This window comes from Pseudomonas sp. QD4 (assembly GCF_049199125.1).
Lineage (GTDB): Bacteria > Pseudomonadota > Gammaproteobacteria > Pseudomonadales > Pseudomonadaceae > Aquipseudomonas.
Map to the genome: position 1 here is coordinate 18,946 of NZ_JBLZOM010000011.1, position 14,842 is coordinate 33,787.

At 65.5% G+C, this 14,842-nt stretch carries 10 protein-coding genes; 3 read left to right on the top strand and 7 right to left on the bottom strand.

The features are described from left to right. The first annotated feature begins 42 nt into the window (after positions 1 to 42). Positions 43 to 939: a LysR family transcriptional regulator gene (locus ACOZJV_RS33100; protein ID WP_078468602.1), complete on the top strand. Its 897-nt coding sequence runs from the start codon at positions 43 to 45 to the stop codon at positions 937 to 939. Here ACOZJV_RS33100 and ACOZJV_RS33105 read toward each other — a convergent pair. From ACOZJV_RS33105 to ACOZJV_RS33130, 6 genes are all read right to left on the bottom strand, one after another. Beyond that, positions 936 to 2,264: an MFS transporter gene (locus ACOZJV_RS33105; RefSeq protein ID WP_421549443.1), complete on the bottom strand. Its 1,329-nt coding sequence runs from the start codon at positions 2,262 to 2,264 to the stop codon at positions 936 to 938. The genes ACOZJV_RS33100 and ACOZJV_RS33105 overlap by 4 nt on opposite strands. Positions 2,265 to 3,410: 1,146 nt before the next feature. After that, positions 3,411 to 5,201: an acyl-CoA dehydrogenase family protein gene (locus ACOZJV_RS33110; protein WP_421549444.1), complete on the bottom strand. Its 1,791-nt coding sequence runs from the start codon at positions 5,199 to 5,201 to the stop codon at positions 3,411 to 3,413. A gap of 59 nt (positions 5,202 to 5,260) precedes the next feature. Continuing rightward, entirely contained in the window at positions 5,261 to 6,502 is a 1,242-nt protein-coding gene (locus tag ACOZJV_RS33115) for a thiolase family protein (RefSeq protein WP_421549445.1), read from the bottom strand. Continuing rightward, positions 6,499 to 8,382 carry a feruloyl-CoA synthase gene (locus ACOZJV_RS33120; RefSeq protein WP_421549446.1) on the bottom strand — a complete coding sequence of 628 codons (1,884 nt, stop codon included), beginning with the start codon at positions 8,380 to 8,382 and terminating at the stop codon, positions 6,499 to 6,501. The genes ACOZJV_RS33115 and ACOZJV_RS33120 overlap by 4 nt, the downstream gene beginning before the upstream one ends. A gap of 149 nt (positions 8,383 to 8,531) precedes the next feature. Beyond that, positions 8,532 to 9,980 (bottom strand): aldehyde dehydrogenase, encoded by a 1,449-nt coding sequence (locus ACOZJV_RS33125; RefSeq protein WP_078468598.1) that lies wholly within the window; start codon positions 9,978 to 9,980, stop codon positions 8,532 to 8,534. 107 nt (positions 9,981 to 10,087) lie between these two features. Then, a complete protein-coding gene (locus tag ACOZJV_RS33130) occupies positions 10,088 to 10,918 on the bottom strand; it encodes a p-hydroxycinnamoyl CoA hydratase/lyase (protein ID WP_010567568.1) in 831 nt (276 codons plus the stop codon). Positions 10,919 to 11,126: 208 nt separating this feature from the next. Between ACOZJV_RS33130 and ACOZJV_RS33135 the strand changes: the two genes are divergently transcribed. Next, the gene (locus tag ACOZJV_RS33135) at positions 11,127 to 11,615 is read left to right on the top strand and encodes a MarR family winged helix-turn-helix transcriptional regulator (RefSeq protein WP_078468597.1); all 489 of its coding nucleotides are present in this window, start codon (positions 11,127 to 11,129) and stop codon (positions 11,613 to 11,615) included. Between the two features lie 51 nt (positions 11,616 to 11,666). On the opposite strand, the gene ACOZJV_RS33140 is transcribed toward ACOZJV_RS33135, so the two are convergent. Beyond that, a complete protein-coding gene (locus ACOZJV_RS33140) occupies positions 11,667 to 12,989 on the bottom strand; it encodes an OprD family porin (protein WP_078468596.1) in 1,323 nt (440 codons plus the stop codon). A gap of 332 nt (positions 12,990 to 13,321) precedes the next feature. Here ACOZJV_RS33140 and mhpT point away from each other — a divergent pair, with 332 nt between their 5' ends. Continuing rightward, a complete protein-coding gene (gene mhpT, locus ACOZJV_RS33145; RefSeq protein ID WP_078468595.1) occupies positions 13,322 to 14,533 on the top strand; it encodes a 3-(3-hydroxy-phenyl)propionate transporter MhpT in 1,212 nt (403 codons plus the stop codon). Positions 14,534 to 14,842 lie beyond the last annotated feature (309 nt).

Here is a 14,842-nt window from a genome sequence, read left to right on the forward strand (position 1 = left end):
AAATAAGAACGGTCTATATCAAGATCGACAGTCCGAGGCACCATGAGCCACATCGACCTGAACCTGATCCGCACCTTCGTCACCCTCTACGAAGCCCGCAGCGTGACCCTGGCCGCCGAGCGCCTGTTCGTCACCCAACCCTCGGTCAGCTACGGCCTGGCCCGCCTGCGCGAACTGCTCGACGACAAACTGTTCAGCCGCACCCGCGACGGCATCCAGCCGACCTTTGTCGCCGAACAGCTGTACCCCAATCTGCGGGACTGCCTGACCCGCATCGAAAGCGCGGTGCAAAGCACCCGCCAGTTCGACCCGGCCAGCACCGAACGGCGCTTTCGCATCGCCCTCTCCGACCTCGGCGAAATGGGCTTTCTGCCCTTGATCCTGGCGCGCCTGAACCGGGACGCGCCCCTGGCCGAAGTCGAGGTGCTGCCATTGCAGGTGGACCAGGTCGGCGAGTGGCTGGCCAGCGGCAAGATCGACGCCGCCATCTGCCGCCACCCGGTGCCCGGCACACGCAGCCAGGTGCTGATGCACGAACGCTACGCCTGCCTGCTCAGCGCCAGCCACCCGCGCATCGGCCGGCACTTGAGCCTGGAGCAGTTCCTTGGCGAACGGCACGTCACCGTGACCCGCACCACCGGTCACGGCAGTGTTGAAGACGTGCTGAAAAACATGAACGTGGAGCGCCGGATCAGCCTGCATGTGCCGCACTTTTCAGTGCTGCCCAAGATCATCCCCGGCACCGACCTGCTGGCCGTGCTTCCGGCGCAGATCGCCCGCCTGTTCATTCACGAGGGCGGCCTGCAGATGCTTGAATTGCCGTTCCAGGTGGCCGAGTTCGATGTCTCGCTGCACTGGCACACCAACAGCGACAGCTCGGCCGCCCTGCGCTGGTTCTGCGCGACCATCGCCGAGGCGATCATCAGCGGCCAGGCCTAGGCAGCGACTGGCGCGGGGCTGGGTTGCGCCCCGGGCTTGAGCAGCAACAGGCACCCGGCAGCCAGAACAAACACGCTGGCGAACACCCCGTACAGGTGCAGCGGCTGCCAGCCGCCATCGAGCAGGAAGCCGGCCACGGTCGGCGACAGGATCGCGCCAATGCGCCCAATGCCAATGCCCCAACCCACCCCCGTGGCGCGCACCGAGGCGTCATACACCACCGGCGACAGCGCGTAGAGCCCGGCTACGCAGCCATTGGAAAACAGCCCAATCAACAACCCCAGGCCCAGGGCCGCGGCGATCGACGAGCCGCTGCCGACAAACAGCACCAGCAACCCGGCGGTGATCAGCATAAACAGCGACAGCACCCGGGTCAGGGGCCAGCGCGAGGCCAGGCCGCCGATCAGCGCCGCACCGAAGATCCCGCCGACGCTGAGCAGCACCCCGCCAGTGATCCCCTGTTGCGCCGAGAGCCCGGCAGCCACCAGCAGTTTCGGGGTCCAGCTCATGACGAAGTAGAAACCGAACATCACCAGGAAAAACAGCAGCCAGATCAGCAAGGTGGTGCGGCGCATGGCCGGGGCCAGCAACTGGCCGAAACCGCTGCGGGCCCCGGCCTCCTTGAGCACCGGCGCCGGCAGTTGGCTCAGCGGCGCCTGGTCCAGGCGCTGGGCCAGACGGTTGATGCGTGCCAGGGCATTGGCCGGGCGCCGCGCCAGCAGGAAGTCCAGGGATTCGGGCAGCCACAGCAGCACCAACGGGATCACCAGCCAGGTCACCGCGCCGCCAAACAGGAACACCGAACGCCAGCCGAAATGGGTCAGCAACCACACCGCCAGCAGCCCGCCCAGGGTCGCGCCCAGGGCGTAACCGGTGGACTGCAGGCTCACCGACAACCCGCGCCAGCGCTTGCTTGAGTACTCACTGGCAATCACGTTGCTGCTGGCCAGGATGCCGCCGATGCCGAGCCCCGTGAGGCCGCGCAGCAGTGCCAGTTGCAACGGGGTCTGGCTCAAGGCCGAAAGCAGCATGCCCAGCCCCGACAGCGCCAGGCAGAACAGAATCAGCGGGCGCCGCCCAAAGCGGTCGGCCCAGGGCGCGATAAACAACGAACCGGCGGCCATGCCAAACAGCCCGGCACTCAACAGAAAGCCGATTTGCGCGCCATTGAGCCCCCACTCGGCCGAGACCGAGGCCGCGGTAAAGGCCATCACCAGCACATCGAAGCCGTCGATCATGTTCAGCACAATGCAGATGCCGATGGCCAGGCATTGGAAGCGGCTCATGGGGCCGTTATCGACCCGCTGTTTCAGATCGAGGCTCATGGACGCACCTCCAGACCGGCCGCGACCCGAGGCGAAATAACAGGCAGACGTTTGCACACAGACAACAGGCGCACGCAACCCAGGCCGTTGCGCGCCATTGATAAGCCATTCATGACGAAACCCTTTTTGTAGTTTTTATCGCGGACGGTCAGGAGGGCTCCTGCCATCGCCAGGCCGCTAATAAAACCGTTAATGGATCCATTAACAAGAGTTGGGTTGAATGGAAAGGCCGGTCACAGGCACTTGAATCAGCCACAAAAAAACTTAATTTATATATAAATCAATCAGTTATGGATTTACGAGCGCACCTGCATTAACGGGCGATTATCGGCCATGGCTGCTGAGCACCCCAGTGGCCAGGGAGTCTATGCCTGGCGATGAATCCCGATATGCCGCGGGCGTTTGTGGCTAGGGAGCTTGCTCCCGCTGGGTGGCGCAGCCGCCCCAATGGCTGCAACTTCATTTCTACCGATCGATCGCGGGCTCTGGATTTGCGGCCGCTGCGCGGCCGAGCGGGAGCAAGCTCCCTCACCACAGGGGGTTTATGCCTGGCGATGAATCTCGATATGCCGAGCGCTTTTGTGGCGAGCGAGCTTGCTCGCGCTGGGTGGCGTAGCCGCCCCAATGGCCAAAACCTCATTCCTACAGATAGATCGCGGACCCAGGTTTTGCGGCCGCTGCGCGGCCGAGCGGGAGCAAGCTCCCTCACCACAGGGTTACGCACCACGGCAGCGGCTCCAGGAAACCAGGCCGGCCGGAGGGCCGCCTCGCTCTTGCTTTTGATCTGGGTGCCCCGTTAAACCACGCTGGCCGAACGCAGGCAGTGAGCCGTGGGTAACCCGGCAGGACGCCGGGTTAGCCGCGCTGGGCCAGGGATGGCCCATCGCGGCGGCCCACGGATCAATGCCTTCGTTCGGGCATGCCGAGCCTAAGCGAGGCACCGAGTGGTGGGGCAAGAGCGCTTTGGTTACTTTCGCGCTTTTCGAAAGTGACCCGCCGTAAGGGCGGAACTCATAGCAGCCACAACCGCAGCAATGGATATGTACACCCATAAACACAAGGCGCAGGTTTTAGGGCCGCTACGCGACCCAGCGGGAGCAAGCTCCCTCACCACAGTAAAAGTGGCGCCCAATGGATCCAATAGCCTCAGATAAACGCCAACGCCGCCCGCGCCCCACGCACAGCCGTTATCCGCTGCTCCGCCTGGGGCAAGAGGTAGCTGAAAAAGAACCCAGCCGTCTCCAGCTTAGCCACGCGCAACGGATCGCTTTCAGGCAAACCCCGCGAGACCCGCGCTGCCCGAGCCCAGGCCAATGCCAACAAACTCAAGCCGCACAGCTGAAGAAAATCCCCAGCTGCGCGATACGGATATTCGACATCCTCCAACGCCCACTCACACACCTCGTCCACCAACCCTTCAAGCGCCTGACCCAGGCTGGCCAACTGTCCGGCAAAGCCAGCGCACTCGGCCACAGTGGCGCCCCGCCCGGCTTCGGCATGCAGTTGCGCCAGCAACAGGTCGAACGCCTGCCCCCGATCCCCCAGCACCTTGCGCAGCAGCAGGTCGTTGGCCTGAATCTCGTTGCTGCCTTCGTAGATCATGGCGATGCGGCTGTCGCGCAGGGTCTGCTCGATGGCGAACTCGGTGACATAGCCGTAGCCGCCGAAGACCTGCAAGGCGTTGCTGGCCTGGCGAAAGCCCTGCTCGGTGAAGTAGGCCTTGATGATCGGCGTCAGCAGTTGCGCCAGCTGTTCGGCCTGCTGCCGGGCCAGGGGATCGGGGTGCTGCTCGGCCTGGTCCAGCAGGTGCGCGGCCCAGTAGCCGATGGCGCGCAGGCCTTCGCTGGTGGCGCGCAATTCCAGCAGGACGCGGCGCATGGCCGGGTGATAGCGGATCGGGTCGGCGGCCTGGGCGGCAACGCCGGCGGGCCGCAGCGGCGCCCGCATCTGCTGGCGTTCGCCGGCGTAGTCGCGAGCGTTCTGCCAGGCCGCTTCGACATGCCCCAGGCCTTGCAGGCCCACGTGCAGCCGCGCCGAATTCATCATCACGAACATCGCCGCCAGGCCGCGATTAGCCTCCCCCACCAGCCACCCTTGAGCCGCCTCGAACACCAGGGAACAGGTGGCGCTGCCCTTGATCCCCATCTTGTGTTCGATACCGTCGCAGCACACGCCGTTGCGCTCGCTGCTGCCCTCGCCTCTGCCCTCGCTGCTGCGCTCGCCCTGTTCCAGGTATTTGGGCACCAGGAACAGCGATATGCCCCGGCTGCCCTCGGGTGCGCCCGGCAGTCGGGCCAGCACCAGGTGCAGGATGTTGTCGGTGAGGTCGTGCTCGCCGCCGGAGATAAACAACTTGCTGCCGTTCAGGCGATAACTGCCGTCGGCCTGGGGTTCGGCACGACAGCGCAACAGGCCGACATCACTGCCGGCCTGGGGCTCGGTCAGGCACATGGTGGGCAGGCTCTCGCCGCTGATGATCCCCGGCAGGTAACGCTCCTGCAGCCAGGGCTCGCCGTGGGTCTTGAGACACAGGTAGGCGCCGTGGGCGATGCCGGTGTACATGGCCCAGGCATGGTTGCTGGCGTAGAGCATCTCTTGCAGCGCGGCGTCCAGCAGCTGCGGCAGGCCCTGGCCACCCAGGGCTTCGGCGCAGGCCAGGGCCGGCCAGCCACCCTCGACATAGGCCCGATAGGCCTCGGCAAAACCGTCCGGGGTGCTGACCTGCCCGTCCGCCCACTGGCAGCCCTGGCGATCGCCGCTGGCGTTCAGCGGGGCCAGCACGCCCTGACTGAAACGCGCGGCCTGTTCCAGCACCTGCACCGCCAGCGGCAGGTCCAGCGCTTCGAACGCCGGGCTGTGGCGCCACGCCTCGGGCGCCTCCAGCCAGTGCTCAAGGACAAATTGCATATCGCGCAGGGGCGCCTGGTAGCTCCACATGGGGACACCTCATCGGGTAGAAAAAGAGTGGCCCGCCAGGGTCGGCGGGCCGGTCGGCCTCAGGCGCGCCAGGCCGGGTTTTCGATCAGCAGCGCCATGCCCTGGCCGCCCCCGACGCAGGCGGCGGCGATCCCGTAGCGCAGGTTGTGCTCGCGCAGTTGCCGGGCCAGGGTCAGCACCAGGCGCAGGCCGCTGGCGGCCAGGGGATGGCCCAGGGCCAGGGAGCCGCCCTGGACATTGAGGCGCTCGCCGTCCAGCTCCAGCTCCCGGGCCACGGCCAGCACCTGGGCCGCCTGGGCCTCGTTGATTTCAATGCGGCCGATCTGCTCGAGGCTCAGGCCGCTGCGCTGTAGCAGCAGGTGAATCGCCGGGGCCGGGCCGATGCCCATGAACTCCGGCGCCACCCCAACCACCGCACTGGCCAGCAACAGCGCCAGGGGCGTAGTACTGCACGCCGACGCCCGCCCGACCAGGGCCGCTGCCGCGCCATCGACCACTGCGCAACTGTTGCCGGCGGTCTGCACCCCACCCTCGTGGATGGCCCGCAGCCGGGCCAGGGCCGCCTGTTCGCTGGGGCGCGGATGGCTGTCCTGACTGACCGAGTCGACACCCCGCGGCAGCCGAATGCTGCGCGGCTGATAGCCGTCGAGCTCGAAGGTCTGGTTGCGCACGGCGACGATTTCCGGCTCGAACCAGCCCGCCTGCTGGGCCGCCAGGGCTCGCTGGTGGCTGGTGCAGGCGTAGGCATCCACGGTTTCACGGGGCAGGCCATAGCGCCGCGCCAGGTTGTCGGCGGTGGCAATCATGTCCAGCCCCGGCGCCGGGTCGTACAGCGCTTCCCATAAAAAGTCCTTGAACTGCACCGCCGCCCCCAGGCGGAAACCGCCGCGATGGGTGTAGGCGGCAATCGGGTTGCGCGACATCGATTCACTGGCCACGCACAACGCCAGTTGCACCTCGTCCCGCAGCTGCTCGGCCGCCTGGCGCAGCAGCTCGAAACCGGTGGCACAGATGCGCTGCACGCCGAGGGCCGGCACCGCCTGCCCGACGCCGCTGTAGAGGCCGATATGCCGGGGCAGCAGGTAGGCGTCGAAACTGGCCTGGGCCATGGACCCGGCCAGCACGCTGTCCACCGCCCGCGGATCGATGCCGGCGCGAGCCAGAACCTCGCGCCCGACCTTGATCCCCAGGTCGATCGGCGAGATCTCTGCCAGGTCGCCACCGAGGTCGACCCAGGGCGTGCGCAGCGCGTCGTAGATCGCCACATCGGCAAACCCGGCGTACTGCCCGTTGCCACTCATGGCTTGGGCCCGGCGCGCAGAATCGACGGCTCCAGGCCGCGATACAGGGCCTCGACCTGCTCAGCGCGCCACTGCAACACCGCGCGCTGATTGATCGAACCCTTGTCGGTGATTTCCCCACGGTCGATGGACGCCGGCTCCACCTGCAGGGCGATCCACTCCAGGCGGCTGGCATTGCCGCTAGCCTCACGGTTCAGGCGCTGCAACCAGTCGCCGAACCACTGACGCACCGGCGCGCTGGCCAGCACCTGGGCGTCGCTGGCATCGGCGGCCAGCCCGGCCAGCCGGCGGCATTCATACAGCCGTGGGAACACCAAAGCCCCCAGGCATTCGCGGTCCGGCGCTGCCACCACCAGGTCCTGGACATAGGGCGAGCCTTCAAGCACCGCGCGGTTGCGCAGTGGGCCGACGCTGACAAACACCCCGGACGACAACTTGAAATCCTCGGCGATGCGCCCGTCGAACATCAGCCCCAGTTGCGGGTCATGAGCGTCGGCGAGCTTGAGCGCATCCCCCGAGCAGTAGTAGCCCTGGGCGTCGAACACCTCGGCGGTCTGCTGCGCTGCGCGCCAGTAGCCGGGCATGATGTGCGGTCCGCGAAAACGCCCTTCGAGCTTGCCGTCCACCGGCACCAGGCGCACTTCGCACCCCGGCGCCGGCAGGCCGATGTAGCCGGCCATGGACAAGGGCCCGGTGGTAAAGGTGCAGGACGGCGAAGCCTCGGTCATGCCCAGCCCGGCCATCATCCGGATGCGTTCGCCGCAGTGCTGCTCGGCGACCCGGTCGAGGCGGTCCCAGACACTTTGCGAGAGCCCGGCGGCGGCGAAGAAGAACAGGCTCATGCGCTTGAAAAAACACTCACGCAACTCCCCATCCTGTTCAAGGGCGTTGACCAGTTCTTCCCAGCCCTTGGGCACGGTCAGGTAGGCGGTGGGCGAGACTTCCTTGAGGTTGCGCAAGGTTTCGGCGAAGCCCTGGGCCGTGGGTTTGCCGTCGTCCAGGTAAAAACTGCCGCCGTTGTAGAGCACGATGCCGACGTTATGGCTGCCACCGAAGGTGTGGTTCCACGGCAGCCAGTCCACCAGCACCGGCGGCTCTTCACCGAACACCGGGAAGGTCTGCAACAGCATCTGCTGATTGGCGCAGAGCATGCGTTGCGTGGTGATCACCGCCTTGGGCAATTTGGTCGAGCCCGAGGTGAAGAGAAACTTGGCGATGCTGTCCGGGCCGGTGGCGGCAAAGGCCGCATCGGCCTCGGCGCCACCGGGCTCTGCAAGCAGGCTGGCGAAGCTCGCCTGACGCCGCCCCGGCACCTGGCCACGCACGCTGATCAGCGGCGTCTCGGGCGGCAGCACGGCGTCGATGGCGCGCTGGTAAGCGCCGGCATCGCTGACAAACACCAGCCCCGGCTGCAACAGGTCGCAGACGTGGCGCAGTTTGGCAAAGTCCTGGGACAGCAGCGAATAGGCCGGCGACACCGGGCAATAGGGAATCCCGGCGTACATCGCGCCCAGGGCCAGTTGCAGGTGTTCGATGTCATTACCCGAGAGCAGCGCCAGCGGCTTGTCGGCCGACAGCCCGTAACTCAGCAGGCCCTGGGCGATGGCCCGCACACTGTCGAGCATCTGCGCATAGCTGACCCGGCGCCAGTCGCCGCCCGCCTCGCGCGCGGCAATAAAGGTCTGCTCGGGGCGTACCCGGGCCCAGTGCACCAGGCGATCGAGCAACCGATCCGGCAACGGGGCCAGGGGTTCCAGGGAGCGCATATGCAGCACGCCCTGCTCTTCACTGACCGCAACCGCCGGCCGGCCAATGGACACCTGGCGGTAACGCGGCGGGTTGGCCGCGGGTGGGGATGGCGCTCTGAATTCGGAACTCACGTACATGTCCTCCATCAAGGCACGCCTGCGCCGCGCACGCAGGGCGACAGCTGGCAAGCATGGCAGCCGGTGGCTGCGGCCTTGTTATTGTTATGCCTGGCCTGCACACGGGCGGCGGGCGCAATCGCGCCGCGGCCCGTGGCGACGGATCAGATCGGGTAGTGCCGTGGGCCGTTCTGCAAGGTGACCCAGCGCAATTGGGTGAAGTGCTCGATCGAGGCCTTGCCGCCAAAGCTGCCGTAGCCGCTGGACTTGACGCCGCCAAACGGCATTTGCGCTTCGTCGTGCACGGTGGGGCCGTTGATATGGCAGATGCCCGACTCAACCCGCTGCGCCAGGGCCAGGGCGCGCCCGGTATCGCGGCTGAAAATCGCCGCCGACAGGCCGAATTCGGAGTCGTTGGCCAGGCGCAACAGCTCTTCATCACCGCTGCCGCGCAGCAACACCGCCACTGGGCCGAAGGACTCCTCGCGGTACAGGCGCATCTGCTCGGTGACGCCGTCGAGCAGGGTCGGCTGCAGGATGCTGCCGTCCAGTTGCCCGCCGACCACCAGCCGCGCGCCCTTGCCCAGGGCATCGTCGATCAGGGCCTTGATCCGTGTGCCGGCACTGGCATCCACCAGGGAGCCGAGCACCGAATCTTCGGCCGCCGGGTCGCCGGCCCGCAGGGTCTCGACCTTGGCCGCCAGCTTGGCGACAAAGGCATCGGCGACCTTGGCATCGACGATCAGGCGCTCGGTGGACATGCAGATCTGCCCCTGATTGAAGTAGGCGCCAAAGGCGGCGGCCTCAACGGCCGCGTCCAGGTCGGCGTCATCCAGCACCAGCAGCGGCGCCTTGCCTCCCAGTTCCAGCAGGGCCGGCTTGAGGTGGCGCGCCGAAAGCTCGCCGACAATCCGCCCGACATGGGTCGAGCCAGTGAAGTTGACCCGCCGCACCGCCGGGTTGGCGATCAGGCGCTCGACAATGGCTGCGGCATCCGCCGGGGCATTGCTGATAACGTTGACCACGCCATCGCCCAGGCCCGCATCCTGCAGCACCTGGCCGATCAGGCGGTGCACCGCCGGGCTCAGTTCGGAAGCCTTGAGCACCACGGTGTTGCCGCAGGCCAGAGGCATGGCGATGGCCCGGGTGGCGAGAATCACCGGGGCGTTCCATGGTGCGATGCCTAGCACCACGCCGCAGGGTTGGCGCAGGGCCATGGCGAAACTGCCGGGGACATCCGAGGGGATGACTTCGCCATTGATCTGGGTGGTCATCGACGCCGCTTCACGCAGCATGTTGGCCGCCAGGCGCACGTTGAAGCCGTACCAGTTGGCCATGGCCCCGGTCTCGCCGGCGGCGGCAATGAATTCGCCACTGCGCGCCTGCAATTGCTCGGCGGCCTTGAGCAGGCGGCTGCGCCGCTCATTGGGGGCCAGGGCCGCCCAGGTGGGGAATGCAGCCTGGGCCGCCGCCACGGCGGCATCGGCATCTTCCAGGGTCGCGGCGGCCACGCGCGAAACCACAGCGCCGGTCACCGGGTTGCGGCGTTCGAAGGTTCGACCGTCGCCGGCGGGGCGCGACTGGCCACCAATCAGCAGGGGCACGTCCAGCATGGTGATTCCTCTTTTTGTCTTTGTCGGGAATGCAGCGCAGCGGTGTAACAGTAGCGCCAGGGCGGCGCAGCGAACAGCGGGATGCGCCCGCTATTCGCCTGCCGGGCTCAGCGTTTGTACGCCTGCAGGCCGGGCTTGATGCTCTTGTCGTCGAGGAACTGCTTCATGCCCTGCTCGCGCCCACCTTCGGTGTCCAGCAGCCGCGACTGGTCGAGCTTGGCGTACAGGTAATCTTCGTTCTGCTCCCAGGTCAGCTCGCGGCAACGCTTGAAGCCATGCTTGGCTGCGCGCAGCACCACCGGGTTTTTCTCCAGCAGGTTGCGCGCCAGTTCGATCGTGACTTCGCGCAATTGGGCCAGGGGCACGCTTTCGTTGACCAGGCCCATCTCGGCGGCTTTCTGCCCGCCAAAGGTCTTGCCGGTCATGATGTAGTACAGCGACTGGCGATGGCCCACGGTGTCGGCCATGGCCTTGCTCACCAGGTTGCCCGGCGGGATGCCCCAGTTGATTTCCGAGAGGCCGAAGGTCGCTTCGTCGGCGCAGATCGCCAGATCGCAGGCCACCAGCGGGCTGAAGCCGCCACCGAAGCACCAGCCGTTGACCATGGCAATGGTCGGCTTGGCGTACATGCGCAGCAGTTTCCATTGCCATTGGGAGGCTTCACGGCGGATTTTTTCCTGGAGGATTTCCGGGCCGGCATCCACTTCGCGAAAGTATTCCTTGAGGTCCATGCCCGCGGTCCAGGCTTCGCCGGCACCGGTCAGTACCAGCACGCCGGCGGCCGGATCCTGCTCCAGGGTTTCCAGCACGTCGATCATTTCCCGGTTCAGGGTCGGGCTCATGGCGTTGCGTTTTTCCGGGCGATTGAGAATGACCCACGCGATGCCTTCTTCGATTTCGACCTTGACCGTTGTCCAGCGACCTTCGTAATTGCTCATGGCGATGCTCTCTTGTTCTGGGCTTGAAGATGATTCGAAATTAAACCGCAAATATAGTTATGTCAATTAACTATTAATTGAATTAACCAATTTTTTCTCCCCTGGATAAAAACCTTCTGCAGAGACTGCTCATACAGGCAACCGTAGCTATCAGCCGCCAACCCCGGCAAACTAGATAGCCTTGTTAACCGCCCAGGATGTTTTTGCCATGGCCAAGCCCTCTCCCCTCGCCGACCTGCGCGAGGCCCCACCCGCCAACGCCGAGGTTCAGGCGCCGCTGGATTCGGCACTGGACGAACTGATTGGCTACGCCATGCGCCGCGCCCAGCTCAAGTTGTTCCAGAACCTGATCGGCCGGCTTTCGGCCCATGATCTGCGCCCGGCGCAATTCTCGGCCCTGGCGATCATCGACCAGAACCCGGGACTGATGCAGGCCGACCTGGCTCGCGCCCTGGCCATCGAACCGCCACAAGTGGTGCCGTTGCTCAATAAGCTGGAAAGCCGCGCGCTGGCGGTGCGGGTGCGCTGCAAACCGGACAAGCGCTCCTACGGGATCTTCCTGAGCAAGACCGGCGAAACCCTGCTCAAGGAGCTCAAGCAGATCGCCGCGCAAAGCGACCTCGACTCCACCTCGGCCCTGAGCGGCGAGGAACGCGAAGAGCTGCTGCGCCTGCTGAAGAAGGTGTATCAGGACTGAACGCAAGGTGCCGGCACACGGCCGGCACATTGCTGCAGCTCGCTTGAGGGCTTACCAGATCGGCAAGGTGTAGAGCACCAGGAAGCGGGTCTGGTTTTCATCGCGGAACGCCGCGCCCGCCGGGAAATCATTGCGGTAGATCGACTTGCGCGCCATCAGCCCGACGTTTTTCAGCGGGCCGCTCTGTACCACGTACCCCAGCTCCATCTGGAACTCGCGCTCCTTGCGCTCCTCGGCGTTGAAGGCCGCGAGCTCGATGTTGTCGCCGCGCACGTAACGCAGCCGACTCTTGAGCCCGGGCAAGCCGGACGCCGCGAAGTCGTAGTCGTAGATGGCTTGCCAGGTACGCTCCTTGGCGTTGAGAAAGTCCGAACTCATGGTCAGCTCGCTCATGCCCATCAACTCGGTGCCGGAGATGTAGGGCGTGGCCGTGTCGCCGGTGGAATGCATGTAGCCCAGGCTCACGCGGTGCCCACCGAACTTGTAGCCGAACAACGCCGAGAGGTTGCGGTTGTCGACCTTGCCGGCCTTGGCACTGCCGTCTTCACGGCTGAAAAAACTGCGCAGGTCGCTGGTCAGCACGCCATTGCCCAGGGGCAGATTGTGCAGCAGGGCCAGGGTGTCCTGCTGGTAGAGGTCGGCCACTTCAGCGTGATAGGCGCGCAGGCTCAAGTCCGGGTTGACCTGGTAATCGCCCCCCAGATACGCCAGGTGCGAGGTGGTGGCGGTGGCATTGAAACGCCGGTTGGGCGAGGCAATGGTCATGGCCTGGTAGTCGGTGGAGTCGCGCTTGTTGATGCGGTCGATGTAGCCGGTGTTGAGGGTCAGGCCGTCGATGTCCTTGGAGCTCAGGGTGGTGCCGCGAAAGGTCTGCGGCAGCAGGCGCGACGGGCTGGCAAAGGCGAACGGCAGGAAGATCGAGACATCGCCGGTCTTCACCGTGGTCTGGGCAAACCGCAGTTTGGCGGTGGGCGCCAGCCGCGAGTAGTCATCCGCGGCGCGCTTGTCGCTGGCCGACACCGGCAGCAGTTCGGTGCCGCTGCGGTCCGGCGAGGAATCGAGCTTGACCCCCAGCAGCCCGCGCACATCCAGACCAAAGCCGACGGTGCCTTCGGTGAATCCCGACTCCATGTTCATGATGAAACCCTGGGCCCATTCCCGCGCGGCGGTCTTCGCGCCGTCGTCCTTGTAGTCGCGATCCAGGTAGTAATTGCGCAGGGTCAAGGTGCCGTGGCTGTCTTCGACAAAACCCGCGGCCCAGAGGTGGCCGGGCAACAGGCTCGCACCCAGCAAGGCCAGGGCCAGGCCCGGATGGAGACTGGACACACGGGAAGCTGACGCAGCCGCAACGGCGTCGGTGGGGAGTTTTGGCATGTTCAATGTCCATTTTTTGTTGTTGTTTTAGGTGTTGAGCGAGGGCCTTGCAGCCAACGTCGCGGACAGAGAATGGAAACAGCCAGGGGCTCTCGTCAATCGCCAATGACCGATAATCGAACATTAATAATATTATCTATTTTTTAGTTGCATCTGGATTGATAGGTTAATCATTTGATTCATATGAGTTTATTTGTATTTTTTGCCTGACATCATGACGCTATTCATTTTTTAGTTATCTTTGTTATCTTAATCGCCAGCCAGCAACGCCGATGCATTCAGAGCCGACGCCTGGCTTGCCACCACAACAAAAACAACAATGAGGTTTGCCCATGGACAGTCCATCGCGTCGTTCGACGCTGACCATCGCTTTGTGCTTTATCGTTGCGCTGATCGAGGGGTTCGATCTGCAGGCGGCCGGCACCGCCGCCGCCGGATTGCGCCAGAGCTTTGCCCTGGACCCGAAGATGATGGGCTGGGTGTTCAGTGCCGGGATCATCGGCCTGCTGCCCGGGGCGTTCTTCGGTGGCTGGGTCGCCGACCGTATCGGACGCAAGAAAATCCTGGTCGGCGCCGTGCTGCTGTTCGGCCTGTTCTCGCTGTGCACGGCGTACGTCGAGAGCTATTCAAGCCTGCTGCTGGTGCGCTTCATGACCGGCCTCGGCCTGGGCGCGGCGCTGCCCAACCTGATCGCCCTGTGCGCCGAAGCGGTGAGCGAACGCCGCCGGGGCACGGCCATCAGCGTCATGTACTGCGGCGTGCCCCTGGGCGGTGCGCTGGCAGCGGTGGTGGCGATGTTCTCCAGTGAACATTGGCAGACCACCTTCATCATCGGCGGCCTGGTGCCGCTGCTGGTGGTGCCGCTGATGGCCTGGTTGCTGCCGGAATCCACTGCCTTCCGCCAACAGACCGCCAGCGCCGGCAACAGCCGAGCCTCCACGGCCCAGGCGCTGTTCGGCGAAGGTCGCGCGCGCAGCACCCTGGCCTTGTGGCTGAGTTATTTCTTCACCCTGACCGTGATGTACATGCTGCTCAACTGGTTGCCGTCGCTGCTGCTCGAACAAGGCTTCAGCAAACCCCAGGCGGGCCTGGTGCAGATGCTGTTCAACATCGGCGGCGCCCTCGGCTCGCTGCTTGGCGGCCTGCTGCTGGACCGCTGCAACGGGCTCAAGGTGGTGCTGTTTGTATACGCCGGGTTGCTGGCGGCGCTGGCCGGAGTGGGGCTGTCGGTGGGCATTGTGCCGATGGCGATTGCCGGGTTTGCCGCCGGGCTGTTTGTGATGGCCGCGCAACTGGTGCTCTACGCCCTGGCCCCGCCCTCCTACCCCACCTCCGTGCGCGCCACCGGCGTCGGCGCGGCCGTGGCCATCGGCCGCCTGGGATCAGTCGCCGGCCCCCTGGCCGCCGGCCAGATCCTCGCCGCCGGCGCCGGCACCACCGGCGTCCTCCTGGCCACCTCCCCCGGCCTGGTCATCGCCGCCCTGTCGATCCTCACCGTCATCACCCGCGCCAACGCCACTGCCCAGCTCAAACCGGCACATTGAACCCTCCCCCGATGGCGGCTACAGGATGCCCATTCTGTAGCCGCTGCCGCAGGCTCGGCAGCGGACGCTGACCATCAGCATCGATATAAATACACCTGACACTCCACGGCGCCAGTGCTGCCTCCCAGACTCGGCAGCGGCTACAGAGCCCGGCACCAGGCCGGCCGGAAGGCCGCCATCTTGCTCTTGATGTTGATCTGCAGCGCCCCGTTAACCACGATGGCCGAGCGCAGGCAGTGAGCCGTGGGCAACCCGGCAGGACGCCGGGTTAGCCCCGCGCGGGCCCCGGGATGCCCAACCCGCCGGCCC